The sequence below is a fragment of the Larkinella rosea genome (assembly GCF_003858635.1).
Taxonomy (GTDB): Bacteria; Bacteroidota; Bacteroidia; order Cytophagales; family Spirosomataceae; genus Larkinella; species Larkinella rosea.
Genome location: NZ_RQJO01000011.1, coordinates 382,602 through 405,025 on the forward strand (window position 1 = coordinate 382,602; position 22,424 = coordinate 405,025).

Here is a 22,424-nt window from a genome sequence, read left to right on the forward strand (position 1 = left end):
GCCGGAGCCGGGACAACTGCCGCCGTACTACTCTTTGAGCACCTTCAGCGTCGCGCTTTGGCGTCCACTGGTTACCCGCAGCAACAGCAGGCCGGGGGCCTGGTGATGGATCGATAAATGCTGGTGTTCCAGCGCCTGAGCGGTTTCGATCTGCCGCTGGCTCACCAGCCGCCCGCTGGCATCGGTCAATTTTAGCTGTAGTGGCTGACCTTCCGCGCCCGTAATCTCGACCTGAAGCTGATCGGAAACCGGGTTGCCCAACACCCGCACCTGCAACCCGGAACCGGTTTCGGCGGATAAGCGACCCGGGGTGTTACACTTCAGTTCTTTGCCTGACCATTTCAACTCGTAAACCGAACCCTGAACCCGTGCCCGGATCACGCGCTGGGTACCGTCTTTCAGGGCCGCCGGTGTTTCAAAACCATAGGCATGCGCCCCGTTGCCTTTGCCCGCATCTTTCAAATCCGGTCGGTAGATGTTGGCCAGGGTACTTCCCCAGACGGTGACATTCCCCGGGCTGTTCTCGGTGTAAAATTCGACCGTCAGCGGGGTGTTCGGCTTGTTGCGGTCCCAGACCCAGCCCCGGATGCTCCCACACTCGACCTTGTCCAGATACCCGTCAAAACTGCCCGTCACCGAACTCGTCGATGCCGGAAGCACCGTCAGGTTGAAACTGACACTGTTGGTATTGCCATAGTCATCCGCTGCCTGGTAGGCAATTACAAATGTGCCTTCGGTTTTGGGAGTACCGTAAATGATCCGTTCGAACGGATCGAAATACAGGCCGTTGGGCAAATTATCCAGCCAGTAAAAAAGTTCGGCACCTTCCGGGTCCGAAAAGGCCACCAGCGTGGCCGAGAAGGGAACGTTTAACTGGGCCACCACGGGCGCAATCAGAACGGTTGGTGTCGGTGCAACGGGAGGTTTGTTTTCCGGAAAATCCCCCTGGCGACAGACCAGTGCCTTCGGTGAGCCTTTCAGGATGAAGTTACTCCCACGGATGCGGGCTGTTAGAAGGTGCAGGTTATTATCGATCAGGCGTTCCGGAATGGAAAAATAGAAGGCATGGTTGCCGTTGCCCTTGCCCGCCTTCTGGAGGTCCGCCCGAAATTCACCGGCCGTCAGCGTTCCGATCACATTGGGTCCGTCCAGAATTTCGACCGAAACCGGGGTGTTGGGTTTGTTGCCATCCCAGGCCCAGCCCCGGAAGGTGCTACAATCCGCTCCGTACACATAACCGTCGAACGCGCCCGAAACCGATGAGCCGACCACTTCTACCGTCGGCGTAATGGTCGCCGAACAACTGCCCCGGGTGCAGGTGACCGAATACATCTTTGTACCGATGGCTGAAGTCGGTACGGGAATGAAGGGGCCGGCGCCCTGAACACCGTTGGGACCACTCCAGCTGATCTGCCCGGATTCACATCCATTGACCGTCAGCATGACTTCCGGGGTATTCTGGAGGATGGGAATGGTGGTGCTGTTGAGCTGATAGGTCAGTGTCGGCGTGGTGCAAGGCGACTCCCGCAAGGCAACCAGCCAGTAGTTCAATACGCCTTTTACGTTCTCGGTTTTATCCCCACCGGCGTTTGAATACGAGCCCCCCAGAAGATAAAAGTCGCCGGTGGCGCTTTGGCTAATCCCGGCCAGTTCATCATAATCCGTGCCCCCCAGGGTTTTGTCCCACGACCATTCCCCTTGCGAAGTCAGTTTGACCACCCAGAAATCGCGGTCTCCCCGGCTATCTTCCGACTTGAGGGCATTGCGAGTTGAATTGGAGAATCCGCCGACCAAATAACCGCCGTCAGCAGTAGAAATGATTTTGGTGGGGTAATCGCCGTAGATTCCTCCCAGGGTCTTATCCCAGCTTTTGTGACCGTCGGCATCGACCTTCACCACCCAATAATCGGAAACCCCGAAACAATTTGTCGATTTATCAAAACTTTTGTTGGACGAGGATGCTCCGCTTACCACCACTCCGCCATCGGAAGTGGCCGTGCCGGAGAGTGCGTCATCGTCCTGGTCTCCCCCGATGGTTTTATCCCAGAGCTTATTCCCGTCGGCGTCAATCTTGACCAGCCAGTAATCATTGGTACCGCGTACATTTTCGGTTTTATCGCCCCCGGCATTGGACCACGATGAACCGAACAGCACAAATTTTCCGTCCGAAGTGGGAATAATATTCGTCAAATACTGAAATTCGGATCCGCCATATGCTTTATCCCAGACTTTATTCCCGTCCAGATCAACCCGGATCACCCAGTAATCGCCGGCACTCTTCAGAGGTGCCGTCTTATCCGGCCCCGGGGGCGAGGAAGACAGACACCCCAGCAGGTATCCCTGATTGTTTGGAAGCACGGCGATATCCATAATCTGGTCCTCCAGTTCTCCCCCAAAGGTCTTGTCCCAGCGTTTGGTGCCATCCGAATCGATTTTTACGAGCCAGCAGTCGGCGTAACCCCGGCCGTTCTCCGATTTATCCCCGCCAGCATCCGAGTCGGAGGCACCGCCCAGCAAAAAACCGCCATCGGGTGTCGCCACGATGGTCATTAAGGACTCGTAGTTGCTGCCGCCGATGGTTTTATCCCAGAGCTTCCCACCACTGGCATTGACCTTGACGAGCCAGATATCGTTCGCGCCTTTGCTGTCTTCGGTTTTGTCACCACTGCTATTGGAGGACGAATTTCCGCCCAGCAGAAAACCGCCATCGCCCGTCGCAAGAATAAATTTGGCATTATCAAACGCATTGCCGCCGATGGTTTTATCGAAAACTTTGGTGACTTGTGCCCGCAGGACAGTGGTCGCCAAAAGGAATAAGAACGGTAACCACCAGCGATTGAATTGAATACATAAAATTTTATTCATACATTCTTTGTTTAAGTTAGTTTAGTGTTTACGAATATTGGTTCAATAGTCTGATTTAAAGCCTGTTATGATTCGGTTTGGCTAAGTACAAGACCAAGTTTGTGGAACGGGTTATTGCTTCAAAATTTTCAGACTCATTGTTTTAATTCCGCTGTTAACCCGCAACAGCAGTAACCCGGCGGGTTGTTGTCCAACGAAAATGGTCTGTTGCTCTAGGGCAACCGCCCCGTCGATCTGCCGCTGGCTCACCAGCCGCCCGCTGGCATCGGTCAATTTCAGCTGCAATGGTTGGCCCTCCGCGCCCCGGATTTCCACCTGGAGCTGATCGGAAACCGGATTGCCCAAGACCGTCACCTGAAGTCCTTCGGCGGTTTCGGCCGATAAGCGGGCGGGAGCAGGCGCAAAACAGGTCAGCACTTTGGGACCGCCTTTCAGATCGTACGTACTGCCCAACACCCGCGCCATGATGGGCCGCTGGACGCCATCCTTCAGGCCGTCCGGTACGGTAAAGCTGTAGGCATGCGCCCCATTGCCTTTGCCGGCAGTCTTCAGATCCTCCCGGTAGATATTCGCCACCGTGCTACCGAAGACTTCTTTGGTGAGAGTATGATAAAATTCTACTGTCAGGGGCGTATTGGGTTTGTTGCGATCCCAGACCCAACCCCGGATTGTGCCGCATTCTACCTTGTCCAGGAAACCCTCAAAGTTGCCCGTCACGGTCGTGGTGGAAGCCGGGTTGACCGTCAGCGGGAAGCTTACCGAGTTGGTCAGCACGCCATCGCTGGCCGAATAGGCCAACACAAAGGTGCCGGCAACGGTGGGTGTGCCCGAAATCACCCGGCTGGTCGTGTTAATCGATAACCCATCGGGTAAACCGCTCAGGGCGTAGGTCAATGGCTGGCCTTCCGGGTCGGTGAAAGCCACCAGCGTGCTGGAGAAGGGCACATTTACCTGAGCCGCCAGCGGAGCGATCAGAATGGAGGGAGAAGGCGGCACGGGTGCTTTGTTGGCGGGCGAACTACTGCCCTGACAGACGAGGGATTTGGGTGAATCTTTCAGGATAAAGCCGCTGCCACTGACGCGGGCCGAGAGGCTGTGGGCTAAACCGTCTTTCAGGCTTTGGGGAATGCTCCAGCTGAAGGCGTGTTTGCCGTTGCCTTTGCCAGCCGTTAGCAGGTCCTGGCGGAACACATCGGCCAGCAGGGTGGCAACCACCGTCGCTCCATCGAGGATATCGACCGAGACGGGGGTGTTGGGTTTGTTACGGTCCCAGGCCCAGCCCCGGAAGGTACTGCAATCGGCTCCGTAGATAAAACCGTCGAATGAACCGGTTACCGCCGAAGAACTAATCGAGACCGTAAGGGTGCCGGGCGCACTGGGGCAAATCCCCCCCGTGCAGGTGGCCGAGTAAATGATACTCGCCACCGCCGATGTGGGCACATTGATCACCGTACCGGTTCCGGAAGAAGCATCGGAACCTTTCCAGGTAGCGGCTCCACCCGGACATCCCGTGATGTTGACCGTGACATTGGCCGTATTCTGCCAGATCGGAAGGCTTACCGATGGGTTCAGGCTGAGCGAGGGGGCCGCGCCGGAATTGACACTAAGAGAAAAAGCGTTGGTAGTCAGTGAATTACAGGCGGACGTGATCACCAGTTGATAACTGCCCCCATCACCGGCCTGCACATGGGTCAGACTGAGGGCCGCGGTGGTCTGGGAAGCGCCCAGGGAATTCCCATCCCTGAACCACTGGAACGTTAGCGAACCAATGCCCGAGGCCGAAACCGGTACGCTGACCGCGCTTCCGATGCAAACCGTCGAAGCCGACACCGGCTGTCCGGTAATGGTAACCCCCTGAAATTCATAGGCTCCTATATCGACAGTATTGACAAAGCGCGGGTTCCCGGCCAGATCGGTGGTGATGCCCGTCAGCTCGGTTGCGGTATTGGTTCCGGCATTTACCGGCAGCGAGCAGGCCACCAGTTGCAGGTTCTCATTATCGGCATCCACGAAAGGGGACGTCGCGGTGGTCAGGTTACTCGGATCAGTAAGCGCAGCGCTGGTCGAGGCATCGATCAGGCTATGGTTCGAAAAATAGCTTCCATAAAAGGAGGAAATGGGATTCTCCCCATTGTCGTACAGAATGCAATTCGTAAAGTGCACCTGACCGACCTGATTAGAAGTGCCACCGCAGTCTAAATAGACAACACCGTTTCCGGAGCTACCGCTGTTTTTACTAAAGCTGCAGTTGGTCAGGGTGAGGATGCTGGTCCCCCCGTTCTGGGCATCACCAAATAAAGTTCCCCCTTCTCCGACGGATGTATTTCCGATAGAACTACAATTCGTAATAACCGGACTTGCGTTACCACTTGCTCCATTGTTATGGATTGCAGCCGCACCGGTCCTGTTGCTGAAATAGCCGGTAACCTGATTTTTAGTGAAACTACAGGCGATAATAACCGGACTACAGTTCCCGCCAATGCCATTGTTATACATACCGGCCCCGGCAACGGAAGCGGTGTTCAACCGGAAGGTACAGCGTTCAATCCGGGGTTTATTGGTTCCTCCTTCGGAATGGTTATAAATGGCCCCGCCAACCAGAGCCTGGTTTTTGAGGAAGGTACACTGCCGAATACAGATCGGATTATTGGGATCTGCGCCCCGGCTGTTAAAAATACCTCCTCCACGTTGGTCACTGGTGTTACTTTCAAAGTGACAATCCGTAATAACGGTATTGCTGCCGGGCTGGACCCCCTGATTGTACATAGCCCCACCATGCGCCCCGGCCGAATTCAGCATAAACGTACAGCTGGCGATCGTGGGAGCCGTGGGTTGTCCACCCAGTTCCAGGTTGAGAATTCCACCACCCCAGTTATCCGAATCGGTGCCATTTGCCCGTCCCCCCGTAATGACAACGCCGTCCAGGCGCGTCTGGCTGCTGGCACTGTAGAACCGCACCACATGGTAGCTGTTGCCGTTGTCCAGGGTGTTGTTGTTGTCGATATCGCCCGAGAGTGTCGTGCTGGACGGATTGGTGGTCCGGTTTCCGGTGCCGGGATCATACCCCCCGTACACCTGAACTCCCGAAGCGATGGTGAAGGATTGGGTTCGGTCCGTGGTGGCGGTGGGTTTGTAGGTACCCTGCCCGACCAGAACCGTCGTGCCCGTCGGGGAGGTCGCCAGCAGGGTTTGCAGCGAGGTTCCGGCGTAGGCCGTTGCCCAGGAAGTTCCATCCTGAGTGGTTGTTCCCCCGGTTGGGGTAACATACGAAACCTGAGCGGAAGCTGACCAGACTACGAAGAACAGCGCAAAAATTGAAAGCAGGCATAGGCCGTTTTTACCCGGGGCCGTTACAGGGAAGGGTAGATTTCTATTCATAAGTTTACACCATGGATGGGTTTGGCTTCCAGGCGATAAACCTAAGTGGATTTTCAGGGAAGGACTATCTCAATCTTCCCAATTACTATAACAATCTTCCCACCCGGTAAAAATTGGAAAAATAAGCCCTAAAACTTTACGGCAAAGGTTGAGTTGGGACAAAAACGATAGAGATTGGTAGGATTGTGATAGCGTTCCTGCCCGCAGCCCGGTGGGTTTGTGCTGGAGAAGACGGCTGGTTTCCAATCCGTACCAGATTGGGTGAGTATACTCCAAATACAGACAGACCCGCCTGAGCCAGGCGGGTCTTGTTTTACGGTGCGTATGGAAGACAGCTCTTTCGTTACAAGGATTTGGTTTGGGCCAGATATTGCCTTGGGGTCAGTTGGTAGTGCTGTCGAAACATTTTGGTGAAGTGCGCCGGAGATTCAAACCCCACCAGGTTGGCGGTCTCCGAAATCGGTCGCCCGGCCACCAGCAACTGGATGGATCGCTTCAGGCGGTACACCCGAATAAAATCACTGGGGGTCATTCCCGTTACCGCTCTCATTTTTCGGTAAAGACTCATCCGGCTCAGGTTCGTATGTTTCATCATGTCTTCGACCCGAAACTCCGAATTGTCGAGATTGACTTCCATAAGCAGCGTGATACTTTGCAGAAACGGATCGGTGTCGGCGGGAATCTGTTCGGATCGGGAAGCTCCCGGCTGCATTAACTCGGCCTGAAGCCGCTCCCGCGTCCGACGCTGATTCTCCAGGAGATTCCGGATTCGCAACTGCAACTCCAGCACATGGAAAGGCTTGGTCAGGTAGTCATCCGCCCCCCGCGTCAACCCCTCGATCCGATCCTGATAGGACACCTTTGCTGTTAGCAGCATCACCGGAATGTGGCTGGTCCGGAGGTCACTTTTCAAGCGGTTGCAGAAAGTATAGCCGTCCATCACCGGCATCATCACATCACTGATAATGATATCCGGCATCTGTTCAAGCGCCAGCGCCAGGCCTTCCTGCCCGTTACGAGCCTGCTTAACTTCGTACCTGGGAAAGCTTTCAATGATAAATTGCACCAGATCGGTATTATCCTCGACCAAAAGTATCCGAACCCGTTCGTTGCCAACCTCTTCGGTGGGACTAATTGTCGACAACGCAATGCTCGTCGGTCCTTTTTCAGCAACCTGGGCCACCCGAACCGGCAACCAGACCCGGAAAAGCGTGCCCAGCCCTTCCCGGCTCTCCACCATGATCTGTCCCTGTTGGCACTCCACCAGTTCTTTGACCAGCGAGAGCCCGATGCCCGTTCCCGACGGCCGGTTCGGAAGATGTTCCGTTACCGTTTCAACCTGATAATACCGGTTAAAGATCAGCGGTACACTAACGGGAGAAATGCCAATACCCGTATCATGCACCTCGAGTTCGATCCCTTCCTGCTGTCCTTCCAGAGGCTGCACCCGCACCCACACACTTCCCCCTTTCGGCGTAAACTTCAGGGCATTCGACACCAGATTATAGATGATCTGCTCGAGCTTGTCGGAATCAAACCAGTAGTGTGACACCAGGCGGTTTTCGAAAAAAAAGCCGATGCCCAGCCCCGAAGCCTGTTCCCGAAACGGGGCCAGCCACTGGTCCAGACATTGGCCTAAATCGCCCAGCGACTCGTTGACGGTCATCAGGTTGGCTTCCAGTTTGGAGAAGTCCATCAATTGGTTAATCAGCCGCAGCAAATGGCGGGCCTGGGCTTCCATGATCGATACCCGGCGCACGATTCCGGGCTCCAGCGGCTGTTGCAGCAATTGTTCGGCGGGCGACAAAATCAGCGTTAAAGGCGTCCGGAACTCGTGGGTCACATTGGCAAAAAACCGGGTTTTCATTGCATCCACTTCCCGGAGTTTCGCAGCTTCGTGTTCCCTCAGCGCCATCGATTGCTGCATCTTGAGCCGGTTGACGTAATTCTGAAACAGGCCGTAAGCCATTCCGACCACAATGAGGGTATAGAACGCATACGCCCACCAGGTGGCCCACCAAGGTGGATCAATGACAATTTTCAGGGTTCTTATCCTCGAACTCCAGAGGCCGGTCAAGTTGCTCGCGTTCAGGCGCAGGGTGTACGTACCGGGCCTTAAATCCGTAAAAACCGCTTCGGGCCGACGGTTTTCAACCCAGTTGCGGTCCAGTCCCACCAGTTGGTAGCGATACCGGTTTTTATCGTGTTTGTTGAACTGCAGAACCGCAAATTCAATGGTCAGAAAGTTTTGATTATAAGGCAGGCTTAGTTCGTGGATGGCCTGAATCGGTAAGTCGCCCAGGGGCGAGTCCGGACCCGGTGCGACCGGTTTATTATTGACGTAAAGTTTCGTGATCTCGGTGGTGGGCTGAAACGAATCCGGGCGAATCTGACTCGGGTAGAAAGCCGTAATCCCCTCTAACCCGCCCATCAGGATGCGTTCCTCGGTGGTCCCGGTCCGTCGGAATTCCGCACCACGGCGCACCGGTGCGGGTAGGTGCAAAAAGTGAAACCGGTTGAACTCCTCGGCCAAAATACCGTCTTCGGTTGTATAGGTCTGGATGTGCAGGGTTTGCCGGTCGATGCGGCAGAGCCCCTTGTTGGTGCCCGCCCACACAGTTCCCTGCTGATCGGGAATCACCGAATAGATTACGTTGTTGGGAAGGCCATCAATGACCGACAACCGTTTGGTCAAACCGGTTTTTTTGTTGAAAAGACAAATGCCGCTACCGAAGGTGCCGATCCAGAGCAGGTCCGGATTCTGCGGGTCAGGGGCCATCGCCAGCAGGGCATTGGTGCTGAGCGACGCCGGGTTATTACGGGTATGGGTGTAGGGTTTGATACGTCCGTTGGTCCGGTCAATCCGCAGTAAACCGCCGGAAGAGGTAGCCAGCCAAAGCGCCTGGTCATCCACAACCAGCATCTGGTGTGTGTTTAGCGGTGGGTGAGGGATGGGGTAAGGGAATGCCCTCCACTGGGTTTGCTGCTCATCATACCAAAAAGCGGTTGTATCGAAAACCGCCCACACACGCCCGGTCGGGTCCGTGGCCAGGGGGCAGGTTTTATAGCCGATGACATCGCTTTCGAAAGGGGTCGGAAAAGGAACGGGGTCGAGTTTGTTTTTCTGAAAATCAACCCGATAGAAATTGGAACTCCCCATGTTATACCACATTCGTCCGCGCTGATCGAACGTGTAGCGGAAATTGTAACTGGATAGCACGACCTTGCTGGCGGGGGCAGGTTGACGGGGAACCTGGAGCCAGGTGAGCAGATCCGTTACAAAATCGGTTTGATAGAGCGCCGTTTGAAAAGGCTGATTGCGCAGATCGTATTTTCGAACGCCCTTGCCCGATGTTCCCAGCCAGAGTACGTCCGATTGATCCACGAAGGCACATTGATAGGTGTATTGATTTTGGGCACTGCCCGCATCGAGCAAACGGACTCCGTGCTGATCGCTAAAGCTATAAATGGCGGCATGGTGGGTAAAATAGATCATTCCGTGGCTATCCTCCGCAAAATGCCTGTACCCGCCCGGCCTGGAAACAGGGGGAAGCGGGTATTTGCGAACCTGCCCGGATTTGGGATTGATAATCCATAACCAGTGATCGGAGGTAAGCATCACATCGCCGGATTTGCAGATCCAGAATCCGTTTACCGTAGATTCTAAAACCGGTCGTTGCAAATACGACCGGACAGAACGGGTTTTCCAGTCAATACGGTCGAGTCCCTTTACGGTTACGACCCACAGATTACCGGTAGGATCTTCCCGGAGTCCAATCACATAATTGTCACTGAGTGATTGCGGCTGCCTGGGATCGTGCTGAAAACGCCTGACTTGTCGGGTACGCAGGTCCAGACAAACCAACCCCTTATCCATCGATGTTTTCCAGAGCTGGTCATGGCGATCGACGTAATACCGGGACACTAAAATATCCTTCGATTTTAAGGGTTTAAAGTTAGGCTGTTTCGAAAGATTGGTAAACTGCTCCGTAACAGGGTCGAAAATGTCCAGATCGTTCAGTTCATTGGAAACCCAGAGTTTTCCGTGGCTATCCACCTGTATTTGCGCCACTTCGGCGGTTGAAAGCGAGGGGCGTCCGTTCGGGTCCGGCTGAAATACTTTGAACTGGCTGCCGTCGTAGCGGGCCAGCCCGTCGCGGGTGGCCATCCAGATAAACCCCTGCCGGTCCTGCACAATGGAAGGCACAAACGCCTGGGGCAGTCCCTGCCGATCGGTGATCAACTCGGGCGTGGGCAGCGTTTTGGGTTGAGCCAGCAGGCCAGAAAAGGGATAGAAGATCCATCCCCACACCAACCAGCCTATCAGTACTAATTGACCGTAATGTTGCTTCATTCACTACGCTGGGTTTAAAATGCCACGAAGTAAGAACACTTTTTCAATATGTTACTAGTTCGTAACATACTTTTTACTTAACGTATTTTGAATGAAGCAACGCTGTGTGTGCCGTTAATCCGGACTATTCTTATTCCTTGGCAGAACGATTGTTTTTTTGATTTGCAAACTATTTTCCAGCCAGGGTGCCTGGCAGACGAAACGGAATGCCAAGCAAGCGAAGACAAATTGGCCGTTCACCATCAGGAATGCGCGTACCAGGCTACGTAAATTATATCCGACTATTTAGCCTTTAAGCAACCCTGGCGGGAAGCTGACTGTTTTCATAAAAGGCCAGTTGAAGTAACAACGTACTGGCAATCTGCTCCAGTGTTTCCTGGGTGAGAAAGCCCTGGTGGGCAGTCAGAAGAGCCCTGGGATGGGAACGAAGCCGATTTAAATCGTCATCTTCGATCGGTTGAGTACTCCAGTCCCGGTGAAACCAGGCACTTTCCCGGTCATAGACGTCGGCTGCATAACCGGCGAGTTGCCGTTGGTCGAGGGCATCCAGAACCGCTTTCGTATCGACGATCTTACCCCGGCTGGTGTTGACCAGAATGGCCGTTGGCTTCATGATCGATAGGGCCTGTGAATCGATGAGCCGAGTCGTTCGGGACGTTAACGGGCAATGGAGCGAAACCACATCCGATTCGGCCAGTAGTTCGGGTAGCCAGACATATTTAATTCCCTCATTGATCAGCGCCGGATGAGGCTTAAGGTCATTGGCCAGCATCTGGCAACCAAACCCTTTCATGATTTGCAGGAATGCGTGACCGATATGTCCCGTGCCAATGACACCGATCGTCTTGCCGTGCAAATCGTTCCCGATCAAGCCATCCAGGGTAAAGTTCCCCGTTGTTACCCGCTCATGCGCCTGGGGCAAATGGCGAACCAGACTCATTAATAAAGCAACGGCATGCTCCGCTACCGAAAAAGGCGAATACCCCGGAATCCGGATTATCTCCAGATCAAGTTCTTCGGCCACGCGCCTATCTACGTTGTCCAAACCAACGCAACGCATGGCAATGACGGTTATTCCCCGCATTTTCAACAACCGCAAAACCGGTTCGCTCAAATCGTCGTGGGCAAAAGCGCACACCGCCTGGTGACCAATGGCCTTCCCCACCGTGTTTTCGCTCAGCGGTTCTTCAATGAAGGTAATCTGATGATGGTTCTGGTAACGAATAAACCCCGGACGATCATAACTGGCAGTACTGAAAAAGGCGATTTTCATGGCAAGCGTGTTTAGGAGCATCTAAATTGCGCAGCTTTGTCTTGGACTGAAATGACCAGGCTCAGGTATTGATCTGATTTAAAGCCGGTTATATTTTTTCCAGTAACCACCAGAGCGGTCGGCGTCGCCGGATTACGCGAAAATTGCTTTCCACATACGTTCGGATGTGGGTCATGGCTTCATTGAGGTCGTCCGTCAATAAAACCAGTTTTAGATCCTGCTCACTGATGGTTCCCGCCCGAATCATTTGGTGGAGATAATCCAGTAAGGGCTGGTAGTAGGCCCGGTCCATCAAAACCACCGGAAACCGCTGCAAAATACCGGTTTGTACCAGTGTCAATGTTTCGAACAGCTCATCCATCGTCCCCCAGCCCCCCGGCATCACAACAAAGGCATAGGAGTACTTGACCAGCAGCACCTTGCGGACAAAGAAGAAATCAATGGTGACCTGTTTATGCAGATAGCCATTGGGTTTTTGTTCAAACGGCAGCCGGATGTTGCAACCCACTGACCGCCCTCCGGCTTCGAATGCGCCCCGGTTGGCCGCTTCCATCAGGCCCGGCCCTCCGCCGGTCATCACGGTAAAACCCAGGTCAGAAACGGCGCGGCCAACCTGCTGGGCCAGCTGATAATACCGATGAGATGCCTTAAACCGGGCTGAGCCAAATACCGTTATGCAGGGTCCCTCAAAATGCAATGCCCGAAACCCTTTTAGAAACTGCCAACCGATTTGACCAATAAACCGCAGTTCTGACTGACGGCTTTTCGGACCTTCCAACGCCTGGGTCAGCACGGTATTGAGCAGGGGGCTTACGGACTTGGCGGTCGCTGGCGAAACACCTGACGGAACAGTTCGCATAGCGTTAGGACTCGATTGGTGCAGGGCTCGCTGGTTTTCTCTTTTTTCCACTTCTTCGGATTTTGGCTGTTTCCCACAGATACGTACCGTCATGGAATTGCTGCAAACGGTAAAACGCGATGGCCATCAAAACGGTAGCTGGAAAGGCGGCATACCAGCCCAGCGGGGCGATTGCCAGACCAAAGATCAACCCATCCCAGCAACCCAGGCGAAACAAATCGCCTTTGAGTGTCATCGTCAACGCGATCAGGGCCTGACTGGCGGCTATCACCAGGATCATGGGTTTAATAATGGTGGCAAACGGGCCTAAAATAAACCATTTATACACGGGAATGGCCGTGTCGGCGTAATCCTGATACACCCAGGGAGCTTCCAAAGCCGTTGTGGCATTGAACCAGGCCGCCCAGCTAAACAGGAGCAGATAAAAAAGGCGGGTCAGGCGGGGCCAGTGTTTGCTGCTCCAGATCGTGGAGAGAAAGAGCAGATTGACGACCGTGTAAGTAGTCCAGAAAAGGGTTGGCGAAAAAAACATGGTTTCCGGGTTCTAAGAGTTATCCATTCGTTACTGTGCGTAATGAAAACCGCCCCCGCCAACCGTCAGCGTCACATAAAAGCCATTGAGGGCATATTCGGGTTTCACCTGGTTCGGCTGACCATCGGGAAGCTGCTGCCAGTGTGCTGATTTTGAACTGGCGACGTAACCGATCCGCAAGCCCAGCCAAAACCCCTTTGTCTCCTCCGGGCCGACGGATGGATCGGGCACCAGTAAGCGGTTTAGATGCAGCGAGAGATCGGTCGAATGGCTGGATAACACCGCAATATGCGGTTGGAAGCCGTCCTGATGAATGGTGATTAAGGAGGAGGATATTCCCTGTCCGATGGCCGAGTAACATACCCATCGACGGGTATCGAAAAGCACGTAGCCCAGCTTGATCTGTCCGATTCCCGCGGCCCGTTCCACCCGGGTTTGCTGAACGGAAATGCTGCGGGCCGTGAGGGCCGAAGCGCTGAGCCCGGCCATCAACCGGTTTCGGCGCAGCCAACCTTCCGCTCCGCTGTAAATAAAGTGGTCGTTGAGTGAGGGAAACCAGTCGGGGGCAAAGGTTCGGGCAACATTCCCTGATTTGGGCGCATTGAGATAACCCAGTTGAAAAAAGCCGAAACTCCCCCGCACCGACTGGGCGGGTGCAATAGTCTGGCATGCCAATAGCAAGGCCGCGGAAAAATAGAGTAAAGAAATCCGTCTCATTCCGTTGGGTGTCAGGTGAAGATATGCTCACGAAACGGGTATAAAACTGCGACTGAATGGGGAGAAGAAGTATGACAAATGTGGGTGGCTAACGTGATTATAGTCAGCTTATTGAGTATAGCAGCGACCCGATTTGCGGTGAATCTGGATGCGGTAAACCACCGGATACACGACGTGATGATCAGTGGGGGTAATTTCACCGGGATACCCCATTTTCTCCCCGGTAAAAACCGGGATTTTGCGGTGTTCCAGTAAATACAGGGCGTATTCCCGCTCGTCTCCGGTTAACTCCTGAAAGATTCCTTCAATCAGCACACTATGCCAGACACCGTCACGTATCATTTCGTCAATCTCAAAAGCGACGTGGGGATTTTTACGAAGGAGCTGGATCTTGGTGCCTTCGCGGGTCAGACCCAAAATGGCGTTTCCGTCATAATAATACATGACCGGTTCAATCAAAATTCGGTCATCGGCGGCACAACCAATGCGCCCAAAATACTGATTAACCAGCATGGAATCGATGACTTCAGTCGTGAGTTCGGTTAACATGATTTTGGAAAGCGGATGGATAAACCGCTCTCCAAAAATAGCTTCGCATTGGAGCGCGATCCATGTGTTTGGTCAGATCAACCTGTGATTTTGGTTGGTTACCGAACCTGGCCCACGAACAATGGTTGACAACAATTAGCTTCAGAGTTGAGGTTGATCACGGATTACTCCCGGGCCACTGCACAATTTTGCTGAAGTAGCAGCTGGTCTACTGTTAGCCAGCCTTGTCGTCTTATGTTCCACTAAACAACAGGTAGCCATGAAACCGGCACTTCGAAATTCGCTTTTGACCACCTTCTCCAATCTGTTTGATGATGAATTCTTCAGCAATGCGGTGTTCCGCGATCCGGGCTTTCCGGCTGTAAATGTCCGCGAAGAAGCGGATCAGTTTCAACTGGAAGTCATTGCACCGGGTTTAAAAAAGGAGGATTTTAAACTCGCCCTGAATGACCGTATGCTGACCATTTCGGCCGAGAACACGACCGAATCGGACGAAAAGAACGTTTCGTATCGTCGGAAAGAATACAGCTACCAGTCTTTTCAGCGCACGTTTGATTTGCCTGAAAACATCGAAGCAGACAGCGTCCAGGCTACGTATGTCGATGGTGTTTTGAAAATTGGCCTGAAGAAAAAGGCACTTCAGCCGAAACCCGCGCCCAAACTAATTACGATTGAGTAATCAGCGAGCCACAAAAAGCGGTGAGTTAGTATTCACCGCTTTTTTATGGCATTTTCCATCACAGTTTGACGCTTTTCCAGCCATAGACATCGGGGTAAAAATCCAATGAATTAGCCAAACCCGGTTCAATCGTTTGGTAGGTAATGACGACGGGGACGGGTCTGGGCAGGGGAAGGGTTCGGGAAGGAAGGCTGACCTGGCGGTTTTCCAAAAAGTCCGGCGAAAAAAAAGAAGAGTGCAGGAGCAGATTCGCCAGTTCCACCGGTTTGGCTACCCGAATGCATCCGTGACTCAAAAACCGGCTGGTGTGGTTAAATAACTCCCGGTGGTTGGTGTCGTGCAGATAAATATCGAATGGACTGTTAACATCAAATTTCATGATGCCCAGTGCGTTATCACAACCGGTCGACTGGCGCAGTCGGTAGGGGAAATTGCGGGCTGAAAGCACCTGCCAATTGATGGATTCCGGATGGACGATACGCCCTTTCGTATCCAGTACCTGCATTTTCAGGGCATCCAGTACCCCCGCTGGGTTTCGCCTGATTTTCGGTAGTAGTTCCTTGACGGCAATCGAATGGGGGACATTCCAATACGGATAGGTAATGATCCGGGTTATGACGGCACCAAAAAGAGGAGTTGGCGTGTGACTTGTACCGACAATGACCCGCGACAGTAGTTCCTGATTTCCCTGGCGATCCAGCACCCGCAGCGTAGCGGATGGAATATTGACCACCACCATCCGGTCCGAAGCCAGGCGGTTCAGCCAGCGATACTGATTCAGCGCCGATCGAATGTCGGCCAGGTGCGGCAGCGAATCTTTACTGAACGAAACCAGCGAATCCAGGCTGGCGCGCAGTCGGCGGTACGGCTCAAAAACCGGCTCCAGTGATCCTAAAAGAGCGGCCCAGTCCGGATCTTTTGCCCGAATCCGTTCGACTACGCGGTTGACACCCGCCGAATCGATCCGTTCGGGTAATTGCCAGAAACTTAGTCGTTCGGGACGGCTGCCGTAGGCCAGCTCAAAGGCAAACCGGCTAATGGTGGCGCTGTCCTGATTCACACCCGCCGTATCCAGGCCGGATCGATAAAGAAACTGGCTCCATTCCGATAAAGATTGTCCAGCGCTACCCGGAACACGGGCGATCTGGATCAATAGCGTCGCCAAAAGCATTTTCAGAATACGATTCATTGCTGCGAATAAAGGATACGATCTAACCCCAAAGTACCGGAGGATTAGAGTACCATTCCCTAACGGTTATAAGCCCGTTCGCTGATTTAGATCATTTTTTAGTCCGATGAATATCAGTGCCTTGTCAGCGAATCCTCATTTATTTTTGCTCTGCTTTCTTCGTAAGCAGCTTACTCCTAACTCCAAAACCACAGCCATGACTTTCGAACCGACCCGTCATCAATTAGCTTTCGTGCTCCCCGAATCTTTCCGGAAAGCCGAAGTGATCTTTCAGAAACGATTAGCCCAGAGTGAAGACGTTCGCCTGGTGGTTCAGCCTAACCATCGTCCTCGACAGGTGGTCTCCACCCAGGCGCTAAGCAGCGGAATCTGGCACGTCATTTTAAACTGGTGGGATGGCAGGGGACAGTACTGGGCCGAAAAGGATATCGTGATTCATTAAAACTCTTTTTCTCATGTTAGCCTTTGCGGTTCTATGAAAACCATCGTTTTAGCCACTGACTTTTCAAAAAGTGCCAAACCGGCCTCCGATTTTGCGCTTCAACTCGCGGAACAACTAAAAGCCCGGCTGGTGCTGTTACACGTGTATCATCACCCGCTGCGGCTCCCGCCTTTACAGGCGGTGTTTACCCCCCTGGAGGAGAAAAACAAAGTAAGCTCCCGGCGAAAGCTTTACCGGCTGCGCGACCAGCTGAAAAAACGATGCGGGGATGTACCCATTTCCATCCTCAACCGGGAAGGGGCTACCCTGGACACCATCAAAGCGGTCGTTAAAGAGCAAAAGGCGGAGTTGCTGGTGATGGGAACGGCCGGGGCCAACTCGCCGGGAGCGTATTATTTCGGTAGTCAGGCCACGGAGATGATTCTACGCACGCCGGTACCCCTGCTGCTGGTGCCCCCAGCGGCTCATTTTGTGCCTTTTAAACACATAGTCGTGGCCATTGACCTTGAAAAACCGGTGAATGCGCTGGCGCTGGATGGCGTACTCCGGTTTTCCAACCGCTTCGATGCCTTTTTGAACGTTCTCTGTGTCAGTAATCATCCCGCCGATCCGGTTGTCCAACAGGCTTCCGAAGCCATCCGGGATTTGCTCGCTCATTGCCCGCACACGTTGTCCATCGTTAAAGGAGACGATTTGACCGAAACAATTTTGCAGTATGCCACTGAAAACCGGGCGGATCTGATTATGATGCTGCCCAACGCCCATAACCAATTCCTGTTTTCAGTGTTGGAGAGCAACACCCAGCAAATGGCACGGCAATCCGATGTCCCGGTACTGGCCATCGTTTCCTGAAATGTAACCCCGTCATGAAACCGTTCGTTATCACCTCCCTGTTGAGCTGTCGACAGCTCAATCAGCATTGGCAGCGCCAGTTCCCTTTTTTAAAACTGCTGGTCTATTCGCTTTCGGATCGCCCGGTGGCCGGAAACGAAATCGAACGGCCACTGAACGAACTGAATTCGCACCTTGGTGCGCTACGCTGGTTGCGGGTGGATCCGGGCATGTCCGTCAATGCGTTTGAAATTGCCTTTCACTATACGTTCGGTATGCGGGTCGAAGTGCTGCGCAAACTGGGGTACACCTGGGATGATACGGAATACACCAAATCCTGGACATTGCAGGAGCAAAACCGAAAGGGAGCAGCGATTTCGACGAATTACGCCCTTCACATCTAATACCCTGAATCCGATTGTCCATGAAAAATATTCTGTTGCTGACCGACTTTTCGGAGGCTTCCCAAAAAGCGATCCGGTTCGCTCAAACGCTGTTTGAAGAAATTCCGGCAGCGTTCGACCTGTTGCACGTCTATGCCGTTGATCCGGGAGTCATGTACGGTTTGCAAATGGAAGAGGCCGAACAGAATGTCACCCGAAGGCTGCACCAATTTTTGGCGGAACTACCGATCCAGCCCGTACCGGAGTATCAATCCTACCAGTGTTTGACAGCTGCCGGTAATCCGATTCGCGCGGTGGAGGCTGCTCTGGAGCAGAAACCGTACGCGTATGTGGTGGTCGGGGCCAGTGGTGCCGGATTGATGCCGGTGTTGGGAAGTGTGGCAACCGGACTGATCCGGCAGGTTAAAACGAATGTGCTGGTGGTGCCCCAACATACGATTATCCGGCCCATTCGGGAAGTCGTTCTGGCAACGGATTACCGTTCGCTGAAACAGATGAGTTGTCTGCAACCGCTTGAAGAACTAGGTCAGTTAAAACCGATTCGACTGACCGGGCTATCGATTGTGGATAACCAGACACCCCTGTTGATTGGTGAAGACTTTGAGCAGTACCGGCAGCAAATGGCTCACCGGTTTGATTCGGTCGAAACCGGTGCGTATCAGGTATTAGACGAAGAAGTAGAACACGGAATCAATGCGTATTTAACCACTCATTCCGTGGATTTACTCGTAACGGTCCCGCACCGAAAAACCTTGCTGGATACGGTCTACAACCGAAGCCTGACGCGTCGACTGGCCTATAAACCGCGTGTTCCATTGCTGGCCCTGTATGACCCTGAACCGGTCGGACAATCGCCGGAAAATAAAGAATACAGGTGGGATTTTCCGTACTAAATCGGCAAAGCAACGGGTTTTCTGAATTGGTATCCCTTGGTAAGTACAAGCAATTCTACACTTTATATAAACCTAAACTTGTCATTCGTCATGCAATGGAAGCACTTTCATCGTTCGGTGGCGGGCCTTTCAGGATTATTGCTGGTAAGCTTACCGTGGGCGTGCCTGGACGACCATCGGCCACCAACGGCCAACGAACTACTCCTTATCAATTGCCGGTCGGGCTGGATGCCGGTGGGTGTATATTCCCAGGGAGACCGGGTGGGAGATGCCGCACCAGCTTGTTACCGGATGATTTTTCAAAGCAATGGCCAACTGATCTTTAACCGGCAGCAATGTAGCAGTCCGGACACGGCAACCGTTGTGGCCGAATGGTCATTAACATCGAATAGCCTTTCACTGCCCTACCGGCCGGGTAATATTTACGGGCCACCCACCGGAGGTCTGGTTGAAGAATTGACCAGCTCTTCCCTGAAATTCAGCTACCGGGGTGGTCCTGATAAAATCACTGAAGTCTGGGCCTGCCCTTAATTGCAGGAAAAGTCAACAATCGCTCCTCGAAAGGAAATATCGCCACATTTGCAGGTGTACTTCCCCCCCGGGCAATCCATGGATCGGGTGTCATAAAATCCGGTCGGCCCCGAATTGTCGAAGAGTTGACAGGAGCAGGTTACCAGTTGGGTCGGCTGGTGGTCTTGGATCGTACACGACCAGGGCAAACCGGAGATGAACAGTACCAATGCAACAGAAAGGGCTTTTCGGACTCGGGTTTTCATCGGAATAAAAGGGGGTTATTTACTGCAAAAAAGATTGATTTTAGTAGCAGAATCTCCGGCCAGGCGCTTGGCCGGGGATTCTGTTTTTTCCGGTCTGTTTAGAGCGTGTCGAGGAGCAATGCAGTTTCGGCTTCGTCGATGGTTTTTAGTCCGCGCAGAAATGCATCCGGCGTCAGCGAAATGCTGCTGATGCCTTCTTCCGTCAGGAACCGGGCAAAAGCCGGATTATCGCTGGGACCTTGCCCACAGATACCTACCGGTCGGCCAGTGCGATGGGCTTGCCGGATCAACAGTTGAATCAATTCCCGGACCGTTGGGTTGTTTTCGTCAAAAAGCCCCTGCACCGTCGACGAATCCCGATCTACGCCCAACGCCAGCTGGGTCAGATCGTTGGAGCCGATGGAAAAACCGTCGAAGAGTTCGGCAAAGGCTTCGGCCTGGATAATGTTACTGGGTATTTCGGCCATGACATATACTTCCAGCTCGTTCTCGTGCCGGGTCAGACCAAAGTTTTCCATAACCGCCAGCACCCGCTTTCCTTCTTCGATTGTCCGGCAAAACGGGATCATCAGTTTGACGTTCGTAAAACCCATCTGATTGCGTACCCGGCGCATCGCATCGCATTCCAGCCGAAAACCATCCATATACCGAAGGTCGTAGTAGCGACTGGCTCCGCGCCAGCCCAGCATCGGATTTTCTTCCACCGGCTCAAAATCACGACCGCCCAGCAGGTTGGCATATTCGTTGGTTTTGAAATCACTCATCCGAACGATGACCGGGCGCGGGTAGAAACTGGCCGCTACCATCGCCACCGATTGGGCCAATTTGTCAACAAAAAATTCCTGCTTGGTCGCGTAGAGGTGCGTGAGCCGCGTTATTTCTTCCCGAACCGTTGCGTCTTTTACCGCTTCGAACTTCGCCAGTGCCATCGGGTGTATGCCAATGGCATTGGCGATAATAAACTCCAGCCGCATCAGGCCTACCCCGTCGCTGGGCAATTGAGACAACCGCAAGGCCTGAGAAGGATCACCCAGAATGAGCTGGCATTTGGTCCGGGGTTTGGGCAAATCCGTCAGGTTGATCTCTTCTTTGGTAAACGGAACGGCCCCGTCGTAAATGAATCCTTCCTGCGCATCCAGGCAGGAAACCGTAATGGTGGTGCCATCTTTAATGACTTTTGTACCGTTATTGGTGCCAACCACGGCCAAAGCCCCCACCTCCCGGGCGACAATGGCCGCGTGGCTGGTCCGCCCCCCCCGGTTGGTGACAATGGCGGAAACTTTCTTGAGAATCGGGTCCCAGTCGGGCGTGGTGATGTCGGTGACCAGGATATCCGATGCGCCGATGGATGCGGGAACGTCTTTGGGCGAAGCCACCACCCGTGCCGTTCCCGTGACAATTCGTTGGCCGATGCCCTGGCCCCGCGTCAGAATTTTCCCGGATACGGGTAGTTGGTATTCCGTCAATTGCAACTTCGACGCGCCCAGATTCGTCATGGGCCGGGCCTGAACGATGTAGAGATGTTGATCGATGCTGTCCTTGGCCCATTCGATGTCCATCGGTTTTTGGTAATGTTCTTCGATCAATAAAGCCCAGCTGGCCAACTGGTTCACTTCCGTATCGGTCAGGACCAGCCGTTGCTGCCGTTCCGCAGACGTAACCGTATTTCGGGTTAGTTTCCCTTCTTCCAACGAATCTCCGTAGATCATCGTAACGGATTTATCGCCCACTTTTCGGCTGACAACGGCGTTGGGCCGTTTGCTTATGGATGGTTTAAAAACGTAAAATTCATCGGGATTAACAGAGCCCAGAACGACGTTTTCCCCCAGTCCCCAGCTCCCGGTGATCAGCATCAACTTTTCGTGGCCGGTATCGGGGTCCACGGTAAAACAAACGCCCGAAGAAGCCTGATCGGAGCGAACCATTTTCTGAACCCCCACCGAAAGGGCGACTTTCAAATGATCGAATCCATTATCGTGGCGGTATTTGATCGCCCGGTCCGTGAATAATGAAGCATAACAGGCCCGGCAAGCCTGTACCAGCTGATCGTCCGTTTGAATATTGAGAAACGATTCGTGCTGACCGGCAAAACTGGCACTGGCCAGATCTTCGGCGGTGGCGCTGCTGCGTACCGCCACCTGAATCGGATCCGGATAATGATGCTTTAAATCGGTGAATGACTTCTTGAGCGCTTCCGTAATTTCCGGTGGAAAGCCTGCCTGTTGGATGAGGGCCCGAATCTGATTTCCGATGGAAGCCAGGTTGGAAAAGGTTCGTGTATCTAATTCATCAATCAATTTCTGAATAGGCGCGCGAAGTTGATTGTACTGAAGGAATTCACCATACGCATCGGTGGTTAGGGCAAAACCGTCCGGAATGCGAACGCCGTAAAACCGCAAGCCGTTGAACATTTCACCCAGCGAAGCATTTTTGCCTCCAACCCGGGCAATCATTCCATTGTTAATCTGGCTGAACGGAAGTATCCACGTTTTCATGTCTGTTTCTGGTTTAAGATCAGACGGCAAGCTAGCGGCTGGCGGTTCGTTTATACATGATGGCAATCATTTAAAGTACTGATAGTCATCAAGTAAGGATATAGTTGTCATCCAGAACCCGGTGCCGGTTTCCCACTGGCGGTTTTTGCCGATTCGAAGCTGGCAGACTGACAATAATCACCCGGTTT

Annotated in this window: 17 protein-coding genes; 6 read left to right on the plus strand and 11 right to left on the minus strand. The window is 53.3% G+C overall.

From position 1 onward, the window contains the following. Window positions 1-27 precede the first annotated feature (27 nt). The 8 genes from EHT25_RS25535 to EHT25_RS25570 all read right to left on the minus strand — a co-directional run bounded on the left by EHT25_RS25535 (window position 28) and on the right by EHT25_RS25570 (window position 14,527). Entirely contained in the window at window positions 28-2,865 is a 2,838-nt protein-coding gene (locus EHT25_RS25535; protein ID WP_124878018.1) for a putative Ig domain-containing protein, read from the minus strand. A gap of 111 nt (window positions 2,866-2,976) precedes the next feature. After that, complete coding sequence (locus tag EHT25_RS25540; RefSeq protein ID WP_124878019.1) at window positions 2,977-6,243, minus strand: putative Ig domain-containing protein; 3,267 nt, start codon at window positions 6,241-6,243, stop codon at window positions 2,977-2,979. Between the two features lie 343 nt (window positions 6,244-6,586). Further along, window positions 6,587-10,597: a hybrid sensor histidine kinase/response regulator transcription factor gene (locus tag EHT25_RS25545; protein ID WP_124878020.1), complete on the minus strand. Its 4,011-nt coding sequence runs from the start codon at window positions 10,595-10,597 to the stop codon at window positions 6,587-6,589. A gap of 292 nt (window positions 10,598-10,889) precedes the next feature. Continuing rightward, a complete protein-coding gene (locus EHT25_RS25550) occupies window positions 10,890-11,870 on the minus strand; it encodes a 2-hydroxyacid dehydrogenase (protein ID WP_124878021.1) in 981 nt (326 codons plus the stop codon). An 88-nt stretch (window positions 11,871-11,958) separates the two neighbouring features. Continuing rightward, on the minus strand, window positions 11,959-12,729 hold the full coding sequence (locus EHT25_RS25555) for an LOG family protein (RefSeq protein WP_124878022.1): 771 nt from the start codon (window positions 12,727-12,729) through the stop codon (window positions 11,959-11,961). Window positions 12,730-12,733: 4 nt separating this feature from the next. Then, entirely contained in the window at window positions 12,734-13,261 is a 528-nt protein-coding gene (locus EHT25_RS25560) for a hypothetical protein (protein ID WP_124878023.1), read from the minus strand. Window positions 13,262-13,291: 30 nt separating this feature from the next. Beyond that, window positions 13,292-13,978 (minus strand): hypothetical protein, encoded by a 687-nt coding sequence (locus EHT25_RS25565; protein ID WP_124878024.1) that lies wholly within the window; start codon window positions 13,976-13,978, stop codon window positions 13,292-13,294. Window positions 13,979-14,086: 108 nt separating this feature from the next. Further along, window positions 14,087-14,527, minus strand: a complete 441-nt coding sequence (locus tag EHT25_RS25570; RefSeq protein ID WP_124878025.1) for a pyridoxamine 5'-phosphate oxidase family protein — start codon at window positions 14,525-14,527, stop codon at window positions 14,087-14,089. A gap of 259 nt (window positions 14,528-14,786) precedes the next feature. Between EHT25_RS25570 and EHT25_RS25575 the strand changes: the two genes are divergently transcribed. Next, window positions 14,787-15,206, plus strand: coding sequence for an Hsp20/alpha crystallin family protein (locus EHT25_RS25575; RefSeq protein ID WP_124878026.1), 420 nt, complete (start codon window positions 14,787-14,789; stop codon window positions 15,204-15,206). Window positions 15,207-15,264: 58 nt separating this feature from the next. Here the strand turns inward: EHT25_RS25575 and EHT25_RS25580 are convergent, their stop codons facing one another. Beyond that, on the minus strand, window positions 15,265-16,395 hold the full coding sequence (locus EHT25_RS25580) for a L,D-transpeptidase family protein (RefSeq protein WP_124878027.1): 1,131 nt from the start codon (window positions 16,393-16,395) through the stop codon (window positions 15,265-15,267). A gap of 196 nt (window positions 16,396-16,591) precedes the next feature. On the opposite strand from EHT25_RS25580, the gene EHT25_RS25585 reads away from it, so the two are divergent. The 5 genes from EHT25_RS25585 to EHT25_RS25605 all read left to right on the plus strand — a co-directional run bounded on the left by EHT25_RS25585 (window position 16,592) and on the right by EHT25_RS25605 (window position 19,496). Further along, window positions 16,592-16,837 carry a hypothetical protein gene (locus tag EHT25_RS25585; protein WP_124878028.1) on the plus strand — a complete coding sequence of 82 codons (246 nt, stop codon included), beginning with the start codon at window positions 16,592-16,594 and terminating at the stop codon, window positions 16,835-16,837. Window positions 16,838-16,870: 33 nt separating this feature from the next. Continuing rightward, window positions 16,871-17,689, plus strand: a complete 819-nt coding sequence (locus tag EHT25_RS25590; protein WP_124878029.1) for a universal stress protein — start codon at window positions 16,871-16,873, stop codon at window positions 17,687-17,689. Between the two features lie 14 nt (window positions 17,690-17,703). Then, on the plus strand, window positions 17,704-18,072 hold the full coding sequence (locus EHT25_RS25595) for a hypothetical protein (RefSeq protein ID WP_124878030.1): 369 nt from the start codon (window positions 17,704-17,706) through the stop codon (window positions 18,070-18,072). A gap of 20 nt (window positions 18,073-18,092) precedes the next feature. Next, complete coding sequence (locus tag EHT25_RS25600; RefSeq protein WP_124878031.1) at window positions 18,093-18,965, plus strand: universal stress protein; 873 nt, start codon at window positions 18,093-18,095, stop codon at window positions 18,963-18,965. A 90-nt stretch (window positions 18,966-19,055) separates the two neighbouring features. Then, window positions 19,056-19,496, plus strand: coding sequence for a hypothetical protein (locus tag EHT25_RS25605; protein WP_124878032.1), 441 nt, complete (start codon window positions 19,056-19,058; stop codon window positions 19,494-19,496). On the opposite strand, the gene EHT25_RS25610 is transcribed toward EHT25_RS25605, so the two are convergent. Then, a complete protein-coding gene (locus EHT25_RS25610; RefSeq protein WP_124878033.1) occupies window positions 19,493-19,741 on the minus strand; it encodes a hypothetical protein in 249 nt (82 codons plus the stop codon). The genes EHT25_RS25605 and EHT25_RS25610 overlap by 4 nt on opposite strands. A gap of 98 nt (window positions 19,742-19,839) precedes the next feature. After that, entirely contained in the window at window positions 19,840-22,236 is a 2,397-nt protein-coding gene (gene ppsA, locus EHT25_RS25615; protein ID WP_124878034.1) for a phosphoenolpyruvate synthase, read from the minus strand. Window positions 22,237-22,424: the final 188 nt, after the last annotated feature.